A 15,454-nucleotide genomic window follows, 5' to 3' on the forward strand; every position below is an offset into this window, starting at 1 on the left:
TGCATGTCTCACCCGAAGGCATGCATGTCTCACTCGTCGCGGGAATGCCGAGGCGTATCCCACGGCGAGTGAGACATGCAAAGGGGTGGTGGGTCAGGCCTCGTATGCGACGCGGCCCGCGACGACGGTCGTGACGACGCGCGCGGAGAGCAGTGCCTCCGGCCCGGCGGCGAACGGGTCCGTGTCGAGCACCGCGAAGTCGGCCGCGGCTCCCGGCACGAGGCGCCCGCGCCATCCGCCGTCGCCGATCGACGCCGCCGTGTCGCGCGTCGCGTGGACGATCGAGCGGTCGAGCGGCAGCGCGAACTGCGGGTGCGCGGCCGGCACCGACGTGTCGAGCGCCGACGCGCGCGTCGTGGCGACGTACATGTTCGCGAGCGACGCGTGCGGCGCCGTCGGCGCGTCGGTCGAGAAGGCGAGGAGGGCACCCGCGTCCTCGTACTCGGGCCAGGCGAAGGCGCGCTCGACCCGCTCGTCGTCGAGCTGAGCCGCCCAGTTGGCGAAGATGGCGGGATCCGCGTGAACCGGCTGCATCGACGCCGTGACGCCGAGGCGCGCCATCCGCTCGGCCGTGCCGGGCGCCGCGTACTCGAGATGCTCGATGCGGTGGCGTCGCGGACGCTCCCCGTTCGCGGCGATCGCGTGCTCGATCGCGTCGAGTGCCATCGTGCTCGCGCGGTCGCCGATCGCGTGCATGGCGATCTGCAGTCCCGCGGCATCCGCCGCATCGACCACGGGCCCGAGCCGCTCGGCCGGCCAGATCGGCTCGGCGTTCGTGCCGTCGGCGTACGGATGGCCCATGGCCGCCGTGCACGCGTCGATCGTGCCGTCGAGGATGAGCTTGATGCCGATGACCCGGAGCCACGGCGACGCCGTCGCGGCAGCGAGCCCGGCGGCGCGGGCGACCTGCGCGACGTTCTCCGCATCGTCGCCCGTGTTCGTCACGAACCAGTGGGCGGCCACGCGGATCGGCAGCGTGCCGCCGCGCCGCTCAGCCGCGCGTCGGAACGCCTCGAGCCCGAAGTCGTCGAACGCCATGTCGACGACCCCGGTGACGCCGGTCGCGAGGTACGCCCCGATCACGCGCTCCACCGCGGCGTCGCGCTGCGCGTCGGTCGCCGTCGCATCGCGATGCGCCCACGCGTACTGCACGGCCGCGGTCTCGTAGAGCAGTCCGGTCGGCTCGCCGTCGGCGTCGCGCTCGATGCGGCCGCCGATGGGATCGGGCGTGTCCCGCGTGATGCCGAGCTCGGCGAGCGCCGCGGTGTTGACCCAGCACGAGTGGTAGTCGTTCGCGTCGAGGTACACGGGGATGTCGGCGACGGCCTCGTCGATCATCGCGGCGGTCGGCGCCCCGCCGGGGATCGCGTCGAAGAGCCACCCGCGCCCGCGCAGCACGCCGTCGGCACCCGGGCGCGCGTCGCGGAGCCGGCTCTGGATCTCGTCGAGCGTGCGGGCGTCGGTCAGACCGACCTGCCCGAGCGCCTCGCCCGTCATGAGCAGGTGGGTGTGCGCGTCGGTGAATCCGGGCAGGACGAGGCGGCCGCCGAGGTCGACCGTCGCATCCGCGGCGGGCGCTCCGCTGGCGTCGCCGACGTACGCGAGCGTGTCGCCGTCGACGACGAGCGCCTCGGCCCAGGCGGGCTCGTCGGCGGTGAAGATGCGGGCGCTGCGGTAGAGGGTGCGGGTCATCAGGCGTTCTCCGGGATGGCGGTGCGTGCGGCTCGCTCGAGCCGCGTGGACAGGAGCGCGATCGCGCCCGCGGGGACGGCGAGCACGACGCTCGCGATGGAGAGGGCGGTCGTGAAGCCCTGGTATCCGAGCGCGCCGACGAGGGCCGCGCCGATCACGGGCGTGAGCGCCGAGCCGACGAGGTAGACCGCGAGGAGCGGGCCCGACCAGCGGCCGTCCGCGTCGAGGGCCGCCGAGGTCGAGACGAAGTACATGAAGGCGATCGCGTAGATCGTGTTCCACGCGATGAAGACGACGATGAACGCGGTCTGGTCGGCCATGAAGCCCTCGGCGAACTTGAGGGCGGCGCCCGCGAGCAGCAGGGTCGCGAGCGGCACGGCGCGGCCGAGGCGGTCGCCGACGATCATGAGGAGGATCGAGCCGAGGAGCCCGCCCGCCGTCGCTCCGCTGAGCGCGATGCCGAGGCCCTCGGGCGTGAGACCCGCCTGCTCGGCGCCCATGACTCCCGCCATCGCCCACAGCGAGTCCTCGCTCGCGGCCCAGAGCGCGAACGTGACGAGCAGGGCGAAGCCGGCGATCGTGACGGTGCGCGAGCGCGGCACCGAGGTGCGCACCATGCCGGTGGGCGGGATCTCGATCGGCATGGCCTCCGCGACGGCGGCGCCGGCGTGCGGCTCGAGCACGGGCGCGGCCGGCAGCCAGAGCGACACCGCGAGCCCGATGAGGCAGAAGAGCGCGAGCGCGCCGAACACGTCGATCGGCGCGAGCCCGATGAGGGGGAGCACGGCGAGCACGATGGTGATGACGGCGCGGTTGGCGAGCCCGTTGAAGCCCGCGACGCGATCGGGGTTGCGGAACGCCGCGAGAGCGGCCCCCGATGCGGCGACCGCGCCGCCCGCGCCGACGCCGCAGGCGAGGAGCCCCGGCAGGATGAGGGCCGGCGCGACGGCGGCTGCGCCGAAGCCGAGGAGTCCGAGGGCGAGTCCGCCGCGGGCGACGGTGCGCCGGTGCGCTCCCGCGCAGAGCGGGGCGATGGCGAGGCCGGTCACGGCGGTCAGCAGGAGCGTCGCGGTGACGAGCCAGCTCGCCGCGAGGACGTCCATGCCGAGCCCCGACTGGGCCGCCGTGATCATGTACGGCGAGAGGTTGACGCCGAGGTAGCCGGCGATGCCGATCGCGAATGTCGCGGTCGCGGTGGGGAGCCGCAGGGGCACGCGGCTCGTCAGGTCGATGGTTGACATGGGAACTCCAGAGGGGGCACGGCGCTGTGCGCGGAAGCGGATGTGCGGGCCGGCATCGGGTGGTGCGGCTCGGCCGTTTAACGAATGGTGTTCGTCAACGAACGATGTTCGTTATTATGCAGGGAAGAGACGCCGCGCGAAACCCCCGGGCGGCGATCATGCTCCGATCGGCGGAGAGGGGAGCGCATGGCCAGGCCGTCCACACCGCTGCTGTCGCCCGAGATCATCGGCGACGCGGGGCTCGCCCTGGCCCGGGCGGGGGAGCCGTTCGGCGTCAACGCGATCGCGCGCAGCCTCGGCGTGCGGCCGTCGTCGCTCTACAACCACGCCGACGGCGCCGACGCGATCCTCGAGCTCATGCGGGGGCGCCTCATCGCGTCGTACCGCGTGCAGCCGCAGGGCGTGCCGTGGGACGACTACGTGCTCGAGGTGCTGCGCGCCCAGCGCCGCATGTACGCCGACTACCCGGCTCTCGTCCCGCTGCTCGTCGACCGGACGATCACGAACCCCGACCTCATCGCGTCGTACGACGACCTCGCGACCGTGCTCGTGGAGGCGGGCTTCCCCGAGGACGAGGTCCTCACGATCATCGCCGTGATCGACGCCTTCGCGATCGGCTTCGGCCTCGACCTCGCGTCGCCCGACGAGGTCTGGCGCCCCGAGCGCGAGACCCGCACCCTCGGGCGCCTTCTCGAAGGCGGCGTGCGCGGGGAGGCGCGCGCCGCGCGGTCCTTCGAGCTCGGCGCCGCCATCCTCATCGACTCCCTGCGCGCGCGCCTGCCGCGCTGACCCGCGCGCCTGCCGCGCTGATCGGCGCGACGCGCCCGGCCGTCGTCGTGCGGCCCCGCGCCGGTCGGCGGTCGTTCACCGATCGGTAACCTGACCCCACGACGATGGCGGCGCACCCGGCGACGCCACGGATGGAGACAGGTTGACCGACACCGCGGCGGCGCAGAGCGCCGTGCTCGATCGCGGCGAGAGCGCCGCACCCCCGCGCACCCTCGTCGACATCCTCGAGGAGACCGCGCGGGCGCATCCCGACGCGTCCGCCATCGAGGACGCCGAAGGAGCGCTCAGCTACCGCGAGCTGCTCGCGCAGGTGCGGGCCGTCGCGCAGCGCCTGCGGACGCACGGGGTCCGCCGCGGAGACCGCGTCGGCGTGCGGATGGCCTCGGGAACGGCGGAGCTGTACGTCTCGATCCTCGCGGTGCTCGCCGCGGGAGCCGCGTACGTGCCCGTCGACGCGGACGACCCCCAGGAGCGCGCCGACCTCGTGTTCGGCGAGGCGAAGGTGCGCGGCGTCCTCACGGGCGGCGGGCGCTTCGAGTCCACCGACCCGTCCGCCCCGGTCGACGAGTCCGCCGAGGACCAGCGCCCCGGCCTCGACGACGACGCCTGGATCATCTTCACCTCGGGCTCGACGGGCACCCCGAAGGGCGTCGCGGTCTCGCACCGCTCGGCCGCGGCGTTCGTCGACGCCGAGGCGCGCCTCTTCCTCGCCGACGAGCCGCTCGGGCCCGGCGACCGCGTGCTCGCCGGCCTCTCCGTCGCCTTCGACGCGTCGTGCGAGGAGATGTGGCTCGCGTGGCGCTCGGGGGCGTGTCTCGTTCCCGCCCCCCGCTCGCTCGTTCGCTCGGGATCCGACCTCGGCCCGTGGCTGCTCGGCCACGGCATCACCGCCGTCTCGACCGTCCCGACGCTCGCCGCGCTGTGGCCCGCCGACACGATCGAGAACGTGCGCCTCCTCATCTTCGGCGGCGAGGCCTGCCCGCCCGAGCTCGTCGCCCGTCTCGTCGGCGAGGGTCGCGAGGTCTGGAACACCTACGGGCCCACCGAGGCCACCGTCGTGGCGTGCGCGGCGCTCATGCGCGCCGACGAGCCCGTGCGGATCGGCCTTCCGCTCGACGGATGGCAGCTGGCCGTCGTCGACGCCGACGGCCGCCCGGTCGCGGCGGGCGAGCCCGGCGAGCTCATCATCGGCGGGGTCGGCCTCGCGCGCTACCTCGACCCCGCCAAGGACGCCGAGAAGTACGCGCCCATGCCGACTCTCGGGTGGGAGCGGGCGTACCGCTCGGGCGACATGGTGCGCTTCGAGCCCGAGGGGCTCCTCTTCCAGGGCCGCGTCGACGACCAGGTGAAGGTGGGCGGGCGCCGCATCGAGCTGGGCGAGGTCGAAGCCGCGCTCCAGGACCTCCCGGGCGTCGGCGGCGCCGCGGTCGCGGTCCGCAAGACCGCGGCCGGGGTCGACATCCTCGTCGGCTACCTCGTCGCCGATGCCGGCTTCGACCGCGCCGACGCGCGCTCGCGCCTCGCCGAGCGCCTGCCCGCGCCGCTCATCCCCACCCTCGCCGTCATCGACGAGCTGCCGACGCGCACATCGGGCAAGGTCGACAAGGCCGCGCTGCCGTGGCCGCTCGCGGATGCGGGCGACGCCGACGCCTCCGACCTCGACGACGACGTCGCGTGGCTCGCGGCGCACTGGCAGGCGGTGCTCGGCATCCCCGTCGCCGATCCGGACGCCGATTTCTTCGACCTCGGCGGAGGGTCGCTCGCGGCCGCGCAGCTCGTCACGCTCATCCGCGAGACCGCGCCCGAGTTCACGGTCGCCGACGTGTACAGCCACCCGCGTCTCGCCGCGATGGCCGAAGCCGCGCTCGACACCGTCGACCCCGAGGCCGCCGGCGGGTTCAGCACGCCCGCGCCGACGCCCCGGCTCACGCAGTGGACCCAGTCGCTCGTCGGGATCCCGCTCTTCATCCTCACCGGCGCCCGCTGGCTCGTCTACGCGCTCACGGCCTCGACTCTCCTGTCGCTCGTCCCCGGGTTCGAGGCCCTCCCGGTCATCGACTGGTGGTGGACGCTCCTCGGGCTCATCGTCTTCGCGACGCCGTTCGGGCGGATGGCGCTGGGCGCGCTGTTCGCGCGGGTGCTGCTCGCGGGACTCCGGCCGGGCGACTACCGCCGCGGGGGCGCGACGCACATGCGCCTCTGGCTCGCCGAGAAGGTCACCGACCAGATCGACCCGGTCGGCCTCGCGGGTGCGCCGTGGGTCACCTACTACGCGCGCGCCCTCGGCGCGAAGATCGGCCGCGACGTCGACCTCCACACCATGCCGCCCGTGACGGGCATGCTCGAGGTCGGCTCGGGCGCCGCGATCGAGCCCGAGGTCGACCTGTCGGGGTACTGGATCGACGGCGAGACCGTCCGCATCGGCGGCATCCGCATCGGCGCCGGCGCGACGATCGGCGCGCGCAGCACCCTCGCTCCGGGAACGAAGATCGGCCAGGGCGCGGAGGTCGGCCCGGGATCCGCCGTGTTCGGCCGCGTGCGCGCGGGGCAGCACTGGTCGGGCTCGCCTGCCGTCCGGGCGGGCGCCGCGACGCGGGGATGGCCGCAGGAGCGCCCGCCCGCACCGCGTCGTCACCTGGCGCTCTATGCGCTGTCGTCGATGGGCCTCGCGCTCCTGCCGATCGTCGCGTTCGCCGCGGGTGGCCTCGTGCTCGCGCTCGGCATGCGCGGGGCAGACGACCTCGCGGAGGCCGCGCTCGCCGCGTTCGCGCTCCTCGTGCCGGCCGTCGTCGTGACCGGCCTCGTCTTCGCCGGCGCGGTCGTCGTGCTCGTGCGGCTGCTCTCGATCGGCCTGCGCGAGGGCACGTATCCCATCCGCAGCGTGCCGGCGTGGCAGGCCTGGAGCATCGAGCGCCTCCTCGACGCCGCGCGCACCGTGCTCTTCCCGATCTACTCGAGCCTCTTCACGCCCGTGTGGCTGCGGCTTCTCGGCGCGAAGGTCGGGCGCAACGTCGAGGCGTCGACGGTTCTGCTCCTGCCGTCGATGACGACGATCGACGACGGCGCGTTCCTCGCCGACGACACGATGGTCGCCTCGTACGAGCTGCGCGGCGGATGGCTCAGGGTCGCGCCCGCGCGGATCGGCAAGCGGGCGTTCCTCGGCAACTCGGGGATGGCCGCGGCCGGCCACCGCGTTCCCAAGGACGGCCTCGTCGCCGTGCTGTCGGTCGCGCCCATGAAGGCCAAGGCCGGCTCCAGCTGGCTCGGGTCGCCGCCCGTCCGCCTCCGGCGCGTCGTCGCCGAGGTCGACGAGAGCCGCACCTTCCGGCCATCCGCCCGGCTGCGCGTCGCCCGCACGCTGTGGGAGCTGTGCCGCTTCGTGCCCGTCGTGATCACGTGCGGTCTCGGGCTCGGCGTGCTGTTCGCCCTCTATGCGCTCGCCCAGCTGCTCGGCGTGGTCGTCACCCTGCTGCTCTCGGGCGTCGTCATGCTCGCGGCCGGGGCGGTCGCCGCGCTCGTCTCGACCGCCGCCAAGTGGCTCATCGTCGGGCCGATCCGCGCGGGGGAGCAGCCGCTCTGGTCGAGCTTCGTGTGGCGCACGGAGGTCTCGGACACCTTCGTCGAGATGCTCGCTGCGCCGTGGTTCGCGCGGCCCGCGTCGGGCACGCCCGCGCTCGCCGCATGGCTGCGGTCGCTCGGCGCCCGCATCGGCCGCGGCGTGTGGTGCGAGAGCTACTGGCTGCCCGAGCCCGACCTCGTCACGCTCGGCGACGGCGCGACGGTCAACCGCGGGTGCGTCGTGCAGACCCACCTGTTCCATGATCGAATCATGAGCATGGACACCGTGACGCTCGAGCCGGGGGCGACCCTCGGCCCCCACAGCGTGATCCTGCCGGCGGCCTCGATCGGCGCGCACGCGACGGTCGGCCCTGCCTCGCTCGTCATGCGCGGCGAGGCCGTGCCCGTCGGCAGCCGCTGGAGCGGCAACCCGATCGGGCCGTGGCGAGCCGTGAAGGTGCGCGCCTACCAGGCGACCGCCTCGTGACGGCCGGCCTGGGCGCCGACCCGTACGTGCCGCGCAGCGGCGACACGCGGTACCGCGTCGAGCGCTACGACGTCGACCTCGACTACCGCATCGCGACGAACCGTCTCGCGGGGCGAGCCGAGATCGCCCTCGTCACGCTCGCCGACACCTCGGTGCTGTCCTTCGACCTCGTCGGGCTGCGCGCGTCGAACGTGCAGGTGCGCGGGCGCAAGGTCGCCAAGATGCGCCAGTCGGAGCGCCGCGTGCGCGTCACGCTGTCGGAGGAGCTCCCCGCCGGGACAGCCCTCGACGTCCGCATCGACTACGCGGGTTCGCCGCGGCCGCGCCGGTCTCCCTGGGGCCCGATCGGCTGGGAGGAGCTCGAGGACGGCGTGCTCGTGGCCTCGCAGCCCACCGGCGCGCCGACCTGGTTCCCGTGCAACGACCGCGTCGCCGACAAGGCGCGGTACCGGATCGCGATCGCGTGCGACCAGAACCACCGCGTCGAGGCGACGGGGCGCCGGGTGTCGACGACGACACGCGCGGGGCGGACGACGCACGTCTTCGAGGAGGACACCCCGACGTCGGCCTACCTCGTCACGGTGCAGATCGGGCGCTACGTCTCCCGCCAGATCGCCGAGACGGCGGAGGGGGTCCCGGTCGCCGCGGTGCATCCGCCCGCACTCGCCGCGCGCGTCGACGCGGACCTCGCGGTCGTCCCGCGCATCCTCGAGACGTTCGAGCGGGCCTTCGGGCCCTACCCGATGTCGGTGTGCCGTCTCGTGGTCACCGAGGACGAGCTGGAGATCCCGCTCGAGGCGCAGGGGATGGCCGTGTTCGGCGCGAATCACATCGACGGGCGCGGCGGATCGGAGCGCCTCGTCGCCCACGAGATCGCGCACCAGTGGTTCGGCAACAGCGTGGGCGTCGGGCAGTGGCGCGACATCTGGCTCAACGAGGGCTTCGCGTGCTACGCCGAGTGGATCTGGTCCGAGGCGAAGGGCGGCCCCTCGGCCGACGAGCTCGCACGCATGCACCACGCGCGGCTGCGTCAGCTCCCGCAGGACCTCCTCCTGAGCGACCCGGGGCCCGACCTCATGTTCGACGACCGGGTCTACAAGCGCGGCGCGCTCGCGCTGCACGCCCTGCGTCTGACGATCGGCGATCCGGCGTTCTTCGATCTCGTGCGGGCGTGGACCGCGAACCACCGTCACGGCGTGGCCGCGTCGGCGGACTTCGAGCGGATGGCCGACCCCGTGCTCGCTCCGTGGCTGCACGAGCGCGCGCTGCCCGAGCTGCCGCCGCGCCGGTCCGGCCGCGCAGCGGGCCCAGCGCGTCAGGACGACTGAGACACCGCGATCGCCGCGACGTGCACGGCGTCGATCGCGAGGTCGCGCACGTCGTAGACGGCCCCCTCGAGCTCCGCGCGCCATCCGTCGCCCGCCGGGGCGAGCGCGACCGCGGCGGGATCGACGCGCAGGCCGCGGCCATCCGCCTTGAGCACGGCCTCGACCCTGGTCCAGTGCCGCAGCGGATCCTCCCCGGGCGGCACCGGGATGGGCGGAGGCACGCGCAGAGCGCTCGCCGCCTCGACGTCGGCCCCCACGCGGCGGCGGGAGACCGCCGCGAGCGATCCGCCATCAGCGTGCGACGTGCTCGCGAAGAGGCGCGCGCCATCCGCCCGCACCTCGGGAGCACCGTGCCGCGCGCCGCAGTCGGGGCAGCGCGCCGGCTCGACGACCGCGCCCTCGTCGAGCAGCGCGCGCAGCGCCGCGCGCCCGCGGAGGAACCGTGCGCGCCGCGGAGCCGTCAGCGCCGCCGCGCGCTCGGCGTCGGCGGACGACAGGGCAGGCAGGGCGGCGTCGGACGCCGCGAGCCACGCGACGCCCGGGGCGACGAGGCGGACGGGCACCTCGCGAGGCTACCGTGCGGGATAGCCTGGCGGTCGTGAGCGAACCCGCCGCGCTGATGCGTCCGTACCGCCCCTCCGATCGCGCCGCCCTCGGCGAGGTGTGCGTGCGCACCGCCGACGCGGGCGGCGACGCGACCGGCCTCCTCGGCGACGACGAGCTGTGGCCCGAGCTCTTCCTGTACCCGTACGTCGACCGTCACCCCGATCTCGCCCTCGTCGTCGAGTCGGGAGGGCGCGCGGCCGGCTACATCGTGTGCGCGCCCGACACGACCGCGTTCGAGACCTGGTTCCGCGACACGTGGTGGCCGCCGCGCGCCACGCGGTTCCCCGACCCCGGCGATCGTCCCGGGCGCGAAGCCGACCTCCTCCGGTACGCGCATCGCCGGGGCCCCGAGGACCAGCCGCATCTCGCCGCCCATCCCGCGCACCTCCACATCGACCTGCTGCCCGAGCTGCAGGGACAGGGGTGGGGGCGGCGCCTCGTCGAGACGCTGCTCGACGCGCTGCGCGAGCGCGGCGTGCCGGGCGTGCACCTCGCCGCGGATCCCGCGAACACGGGCGCGCTCGCGTTCTACCCGCGCCTGGGGTTCACCCGCGTCGAGAGCGCCCGCGACTCCGCGGTGTTCGTCCGCGCGCTGCGCTGACGCCGCGCGCGCCCCGCTGACGCCGCGCGCGGCCCGCGCGTCATCGCCGGAAACATGCCGTTGGTAGCGTGGACGGATGGCTCACGGACGGATGACGAGGGATGGCGCGGTGTCGGCGAACGGGCCGGCGCAGTGACCGAGGTGCGCCGCCGCGGCGCGGGGGCGATCGTGGCGTTCGTCGGGATCGGCGCGCTCGCGGGCTTCCTGTCCGGGCTCTTCGGCGTGGGCGGCGGCACGGTCATCGTCCCCCTGCTCGTGCTCCTCGTCGGCTTTACGCAGCGCCTGGGCGCGGGCACGTCGTCGGCGGCGATCATCCCGACGGCGATCGTCGGCGTCATCTCCTACGCCGTGAACGGCGACGTCGACTGGATCGCGGCGCTGCTCATCGCCGCGGGCGCCGTCTTCGGCGCGCAGATCGGCGTGCGGATGCTCCACGCGCTGTCGGAGCCCGTGCTCCGGTGGATCTTCGTCGGCTTCCTCGTCGTCGTCATGATCAGCCTCTTCCTCATCGTGCCCTCGCGCGACGCCGTGCTCGAGATCGACGTCTGGAGCGGCGCGGGCCTCGTCGTGCTCGGCCTCGTGACCGGCATCGTGTCGGGGCTCATCGGCGTCGGCGGCGGCATCGTCGTCGTGCCCGTCCTCATGCTGCTCTTCGGGATGAGCGACCTCGTCGCGAAGGGCACGTCGCTGCTCATGATGATCCCGACGTCGCTCTCGGGCACCGTGGCGAACATCCGCAAGCACAACGTCGACGTCGCCGCCGCCGTCGGCGTGGGCCTCGCGGCCTGCGCGACCGCGCCGCTCGGCACGTGGGTCGCGAACCTCGTCGACCCGCAGGTCGGCAACATCCTCTTCGCCGTCTTCCTCGTCGTGATCGCGGCGCAGATGGCCCAGAAGGCCATCCGCGCCGCGCGCGCGAAGGGGTGACCCCGGCGGCGTCAGCCCTCGACGCCGAGCGCGCGGATGAACGCCCGGACGTGCTCGCCGAGACGGCGGATGCGCTCGTCGCGCGCCGCCTCGCGGTCGAAGCCCTGGTACGCGAGGGGCGGGAGCTTCCGCACGGCGGCGGGGCACCCGAAGTTCGCGCACACCAGGGTGCCGATCGTGTCGCCCTTGCGGCCGGCGGGGCCCGTCTTGCGCGCCGCGAAGAACTGCACGTCGTTCGGCAGGGTCACGTCCTCGCACCATGAGCACAGGGCGCGGGCGCCCGTGCGCTGCTCGGCCTGGCGCAGGAGCACGCCCACGGGGTGCCCGCCGAGCTCCGCGACGACGTACGCGCGTCGGGGGAGCTTCGGGTCGGCCCAGCCGAGGTAGTCGAGCCGATCGAAGTCGCGCTCGGCGAAGTCGACCGGGAGGGTCAGGTCGGAGACCTCCTTGCGGGAGGCGTTGACGAAGGAGGCGCGGATGTCGCGCTCGGTCAGGGTGTTCATGTCATGTCCTCGAAGGCGGCGCGTGCGTGCGCGGCGTCGTGTGTCAGCGGGACTCCGGCCGATGGCGAGGCCGCCTGCCGTGCAGGAGGTCTCGCGAGCGGGTCGCGGTCTCGCGGGAGTGGTGAGTCTCGCGCGGATGGCGAGAGCACGGCACGCCGCAGAAGGGCGCGCCGGAGCGACGGGCCGCGCAGGGGCGCGGCGACGGCTCAGGCTCTGTCGTCGGCGCGAGCGGCGCCGACGACCTCCTCACGCCCGCGACGCGGGCTCACACGATGGGACACGTGCGGCAGTCTACCGACCGCGCCTGGAGGCGGCCTCGTTAGGATGGCCGGGTGCCTGTGAACCCGGAACTGGTCGGACGAGAGTTCCCGCCGACGCCCCCGTATCTGGTGGGTCGCGAGAAGGTGCGCGAGTTCGCGCGCGCCGTCTTCGCCGACGCGCCGCAGCACAGCGACCCGGAGGCCGCGCGCGCACTCGGCTACGCCGACGTCGTCGCGCCGCCGACCTTCGCGATGGTCGTCCAGGACCACACGCTGCAGCAGCTGCTGGGCGAGCCCGACAGCGGCATCGCGCTCGAGCGGACGATCCACGCCGAGCAGCGCTTCCGCTACACGCGCCCGATCGTCGCGGGCGACGAGCTCACGGCGCAGCTGACCGTCACGGGCATCCGCTCGGTCGGCTCGAACGCCATGATCACGAGCGACGCCGAGATCGTCGACGCCGAGGGGCGCCACGTCGTCACCGCGACGTCGGTCCTGCTCGTCGGGGGAGAGGAGAGCGCGGATGTCTGAGCTCACCGTCGGCGAGGTCGTCGCCGAGCGCACCGTGCACCTCACGCGCGAGTCCCTCGTGCGCTATGCCGGGGCATCCGGCGACTTCAATCCGATCCACTACCGTGACGACGTCGCCCAGTCGGTGGGCCTGCCCGGCGTGCTCGCACACGGCATGCTGACGATGGGCCTCGCGGTCGGCACGATCGCGGAGTGGCTCGGCGACACCGGCCGGATCGCCGAGTACGGCGTGCGCTTCACGCGCCCCGTCGTCGTGGACGCCGAGACCGGCGCCGACGTCTCGGTCGTCGCGAAGGTCGGGCAGATCGCCGACGACACCGTGCGCATCGACCTCACCGTGACGCACGCCGACACGACCGTGCTCGGCAAGGCGCAGGTGCGCGTGCGCCGCGCATGAGCGAGATCGCGCCCATCCCCCTCTCGCAGCTCACGACCCTGCGGGTCGGCGCCGCGCCCGAGCGCATGATCGACGCGCACACGCGCGACGAGCTCGTCGCGGCCCTGCGCGACGTCTGGAGCGACGACGGCGAGTGGATGGTCCTCGGCGGCGGGTCGAACCTGCTCATGGGGGACGAGCCGTTCCCCGGCACGGTCGTCCGCATCCTCACCCGCGGCTTCGAGGTCGTCGGCGGCGCACGCGAGGGCCGCGTCCGGCTGCGCGTCGAGGCCGGCCAGAACTGGGACGAGCTCGTCGCCTGGACGGTCGCGAACGGCCTCGCGGGCATCGAGGCGATGTCGGGCATCCCCGGCACGTCGGGGGCCGCGCCGATCCAGAACGTGGGCGCCTACGGGCAGGAGATCGTCCAGACGCTCGTCGAGGTCGACCTCATCGACGCGTCCACGGGCGAGGTGTCGACGGTGCCGGCCGCCGACCTCGCGCTCGGCCCGCGCACGTCGGTGCTCAAGCGCCACTACGGGTCCGTGCCCGAGCGCGAGGCGGTCATCCTCTCGCTCACGCTCGAGCTCGAGCAGGTCGGCACGGGCGAGCGGCCCATCCGCGACGCGCGGCTGCGCAGCGCCCTCGGCGTCGCGGAGGACGCGGCGGTCTCGCTGGCGTGGATCCGCGATCACGTCCTCGCGATCCGGGCGTCCAAGGGCATGGTCCTCGACGACCCCGACGCCGACACGCACAGCGCGGGCTCGTTCTTCCAGAACCCGATCCTGCCCGAGTCGGTCGCGCGCACGTTGCCCGACGAGTGCCCGCGGTGGCCCGTCGAGCCGGATCTCGACCCGGTCGTCGTCATCCCGCTCGAGTCCTACGACGGGGCCCTGCCGCGCGTGGTGAGCACACGCGCCGACGTGAAGGTGCCCGCGGCGTGGCTCATCGAGCACTCGGGCATCGAGAAGGGCTTCCGCCTGCCGCGCTCGCGCGCTGGCGTGTCGACCAAGCACGCGCTCGCGCTCACGAACCGCGGCGGTGCCACAGGCGGAGAGGTCGCCGAGCTCGCGCGCTTCATCCGCAGCCGCGTGGCGGCGGAGTTCGGCATCGTGCTGCAGCCCGAGCCCGTCCTCGTGGGTGTCGAGCTGTAGCGCCGTCCGCCCCCTACATCATCGAGACTAGCCCCCGTGGTCGAAACCGGTGCTCGGAGCACCGGTCTCGACGACGGGGGCTAGTCTCGTGGGCCGCGGTGGGCCGACCGACGGGGTGTTACGCGAAGAGCTCCTGGAGGCGCTGGACGCCCTCGAGCAGCTGGTCGTCGCCGAGCGCGTACGACAGGCGCAGGTAGCCGCTCGGGCCGAACGCCTCGCCCGGCACGACGGCGACCTCGGCCTCGTCGAGGATGAAGTCGGCGAGCTCGAGCGATGTCTCGATGCGGCGCCCCTTCCACTCGCGGCCGAGCAGGCCCTGCACGTCGGGGTACGCGTAGAACGCCCCGAGCGGGTTCGGCACGGTGACGCCCTCGATCTTCGCGAGCTCCGAGACGATGAGGCGGCGACGGCGGTCGAACGCCGTGCGGAACTCCTCGACCTCGTCCTGCGGTCCGCTGAGTGCGGTGGTCGCCGCGATCTGCGCGATGTTGTTGACGTTGCTCGTGAGGTGCGACTGGAGGTTCGCGGCGAGCTTGATCGCGTCGGAGGGCCCGACCATCCAGCCCACGCGCCATCCGGTCATGGCGTACGTCTTCGCGACGCCGTTCAGCAGCAGGGTCTGCCCGGCGAGCTCGGGGACGGCCTCGACGATCGACACGGCGCGCGTGCCCTCGTAGACGAGGTTCTGGTAGATCTCGTCGGTGATCACCCAGATGCCGTGCTCGAGCGCCCACTGGCCGATCGCGGCGGTCTCCTCGGCGGTGTAGACCGAGCCGGTGGGGTTGGAGGGCGACACGAACACGAGGACGGTCGTGCGCTCCGTGCGCGCGGCCTCGAGCTGCTCGACGGTGACCTTGTACTCCTGGTCGGCGCCCGCGAAGACCTCGACCGGGACGCCGTCGGCGAGGCGGATGGCCTCGGGGTACGTCGTCCAGTACGGCGCGGGCAGGAGCACCTCGTCGCCGGGGTTCACGACGGCCTGGAACGCCTGGTAGACGGCCTGCTTGCCGCCGTTCGTCACGACGATCTGGCTCGGCGACACCTCGAGGCCCGAGTCGCGGAGGGTCTTCGCGGCGATCGCCTCGCGCAGCGGGAGGAGACCCGCGGCGGGGGTGTAGCGGAAGTTCGCCGGGTTGCGGAGCGCCTCGGCCGCCGCGTCCACGACGAACTGCGGCGTCGAGAAGTCGGGCTCGCCGGCGGCATACGAGATGACGGGCTTGCCCTCGGCCTTCAGGGCTTTCGCCTTGGCGTCGACCTTGAGGGTCGCGGATTCGGCGATGGCGGAGAGCTTGCGAGAGAGCGGTGCGCGGTCGGTCACGCCCCCAGCGTAGTCGGCGCGACGCGGGCGCGCCGCTCGCCGACGGGGCGAAAACTCGGCCGTTCCTTCGCCCTGGTCAAGCC

General features: G+C 73.9%; 13 protein-coding genes. 8 read left to right on the forward strand and 5 right to left on the reverse strand.

The features are described from left to right. Positions 1-93: 93 nt before the first annotated feature. Positions 94-1,692 (reverse strand): amidohydrolase, encoded by a 1,599-nt coding sequence (locus tag ACWXWW_RS06735; RefSeq protein ID WP_455969408.1) that lies wholly within the window; start codon positions 1,690-1,692, stop codon positions 94-96. After that, positions 1,692-2,933, reverse strand: coding sequence for an MFS transporter (locus tag ACWXWW_RS06740; protein ID WP_455969409.1), 1,242 nt, complete (start codon positions 2,931-2,933; stop codon positions 1,692-1,694). Before ACWXWW_RS06740 ends, ACWXWW_RS06735 begins: the two co-directional genes overlap by 1 nt. A gap of 186 nt (positions 2,934-3,119) precedes the next feature. On the opposite strand from ACWXWW_RS06740, the gene ACWXWW_RS06745 reads away from it, so the two are divergent. From ACWXWW_RS06745 to ACWXWW_RS06755, 3 genes are all read left to right on the forward strand, one after another. Then, positions 3,120-3,722: a TetR/AcrR family transcriptional regulator C-terminal domain-containing protein gene (locus ACWXWW_RS06745; RefSeq protein WP_455969410.1), complete on the forward strand. Its 603-nt coding sequence runs from the start codon at positions 3,120-3,122 to the stop codon at positions 3,720-3,722. A gap of 142 nt (positions 3,723-3,864) precedes the next feature. Next, the gene (locus ACWXWW_RS06750) at positions 3,865-7,767 is read left to right on the forward strand and encodes a Pls/PosA family non-ribosomal peptide synthetase (protein WP_455969411.1); all 3,903 of its coding nucleotides are present in this window, start codon (positions 3,865-3,867) and stop codon (positions 7,765-7,767) included. Continuing rightward, on the forward strand, positions 7,764-9,095 hold the full coding sequence (locus ACWXWW_RS06755) for a M1 family metallopeptidase (RefSeq protein ID WP_455969412.1): 1,332 nt from the start codon (positions 7,764-7,766) through the stop codon (positions 9,093-9,095). Before ACWXWW_RS06750 ends, ACWXWW_RS06755 begins: the two co-directional genes overlap by 4 nt. Here the strand turns inward: ACWXWW_RS06755 and ACWXWW_RS06760 are convergent. After that, on the reverse strand, positions 9,083-9,658 hold the full coding sequence (locus tag ACWXWW_RS06760) for a 4'-phosphopantetheinyl transferase family protein (protein WP_455969413.1): 576 nt from the start codon (positions 9,656-9,658) through the stop codon (positions 9,083-9,085). The genes ACWXWW_RS06755 and ACWXWW_RS06760 overlap by 13 nt on opposite strands. A gap of 35 nt (positions 9,659-9,693) precedes the next feature. On the opposite strand from ACWXWW_RS06760, the gene ACWXWW_RS06765 reads away from it, so the two are divergent. Both ACWXWW_RS06765 and ACWXWW_RS06770 read left to right on the forward strand, forming a co-directional pair. Continuing rightward, positions 9,694-10,302, forward strand: coding sequence for a GNAT family N-acetyltransferase (locus ACWXWW_RS06765; RefSeq protein WP_455969414.1), 609 nt, complete (start codon positions 9,694-9,696; stop codon positions 10,300-10,302). A gap of 54 nt (positions 10,303-10,356) precedes the next feature. After that, a complete protein-coding gene (locus tag ACWXWW_RS06770; RefSeq protein WP_455969415.1) occupies positions 10,357-11,229 on the forward strand; it encodes a sulfite exporter TauE/SafE family protein in 873 nt (290 codons plus the stop codon). Positions 11,230-11,240: 11 nt separating this feature from the next. On the opposite strand, the gene ACWXWW_RS06775 is transcribed toward ACWXWW_RS06770, so the two are convergent. Then, entirely contained in the window at positions 11,241-11,732 is a 492-nt protein-coding gene (locus tag ACWXWW_RS06775; protein WP_455969416.1) for an FBP domain-containing protein, read from the reverse strand. 332 nt (positions 11,733-12,064) lie between these two features. Here ACWXWW_RS06775 and ACWXWW_RS06780 point away from each other — a divergent pair, with 332 nt between their 5' ends. The 3 genes from ACWXWW_RS06780 to ACWXWW_RS06790 are packed head-to-tail and all read left to right on the forward strand — an operon-like array spanning position 12,065 to position 14,053. Further along, complete coding sequence (locus ACWXWW_RS06780; RefSeq protein WP_271173650.1) at positions 12,065-12,523, forward strand: FAS1-like dehydratase domain-containing protein; 459 nt, start codon at positions 12,065-12,067, stop codon at positions 12,521-12,523. Then, positions 12,516-12,920: a MaoC/PaaZ C-terminal domain-containing protein gene (locus ACWXWW_RS06785; RefSeq protein WP_324014085.1), complete on the forward strand. Its 405-nt coding sequence runs from the start codon at positions 12,516-12,518 to the stop codon at positions 12,918-12,920. Before ACWXWW_RS06780 ends, ACWXWW_RS06785 begins: the two co-directional genes overlap by 8 nt. Next, complete coding sequence (locus ACWXWW_RS06790; RefSeq protein ID WP_271173648.1) at positions 12,917-14,053, forward strand: UDP-N-acetylmuramate dehydrogenase; 1,137 nt, start codon at positions 12,917-12,919, stop codon at positions 14,051-14,053. Before ACWXWW_RS06785 ends, ACWXWW_RS06790 begins: the two co-directional genes overlap by 4 nt. A gap of 118 nt (positions 14,054-14,171) precedes the next feature. On the opposite strand, the gene ACWXWW_RS06795 is transcribed toward ACWXWW_RS06790, so the two are convergent. Further along, positions 14,172-15,371 carry a pyridoxal phosphate-dependent aminotransferase gene (locus tag ACWXWW_RS06795; RefSeq protein ID WP_271173647.1) on the reverse strand — a complete coding sequence of 400 codons (1,200 nt, stop codon included), beginning with the start codon at positions 15,369-15,371 and terminating at the stop codon, positions 14,172-14,174. Positions 15,372-15,454: the final 83 nt, after the last annotated feature.

The sequence above is a fragment of the Microbacterium sp. KNMS genome, from assembly GCF_053851835.1.

What these genes read in the sequence shown, in the direction of transcription:
- ACWXWW_RS06735 (WP_455969408.1), bottom strand. Translation starts at nt 1,692, where the DNA reads ATGACCCGCACCCTCTACCGCAGCGCCCGCATCTTCACCGCCGACGAG.
- ACWXWW_RS06740 (WP_455969409.1), bottom strand. Translation starts at nt 2,933, where the DNA reads ATGTCAACCATCGACCTGACGAGCCGCGTGCCCCTGCGGCTCCCCACC.
- ACWXWW_RS06745 (WP_455969410.1), top strand. Translation starts at nt 3,120, where the DNA reads ATGGCCAGGCCGTCCACACCGCTGCTGTCGCCCGAGATCATCGGCGAC.
- ACWXWW_RS06770 (WP_455969415.1), top strand. Translation starts at nt 10,357, where the DNA reads ATGCCGTTGGTAGCGTGGACGGATGGCTCACGGACGGATGACGAGGGA.
- ACWXWW_RS06775 (WP_455969416.1), bottom strand. Translation starts at nt 11,732, where the DNA reads ATGAACACCCTGACCGAGCGCGACATCCGCGCCTCCTTCGTCAACGCC.
- ACWXWW_RS06785 (WP_324014085.1), top strand. Translation starts at nt 12,516, where the DNA reads ATGTCTGAGCTCACCGTCGGCGAGGTCGTCGCCGAGCGCACCGTGCAC.
- ACWXWW_RS06790 (WP_271173648.1), top strand. Translation starts at nt 12,917, where the DNA reads ATGAGCGAGATCGCGCCCATCCCCCTCTCGCAGCTCACGACCCTGCGG.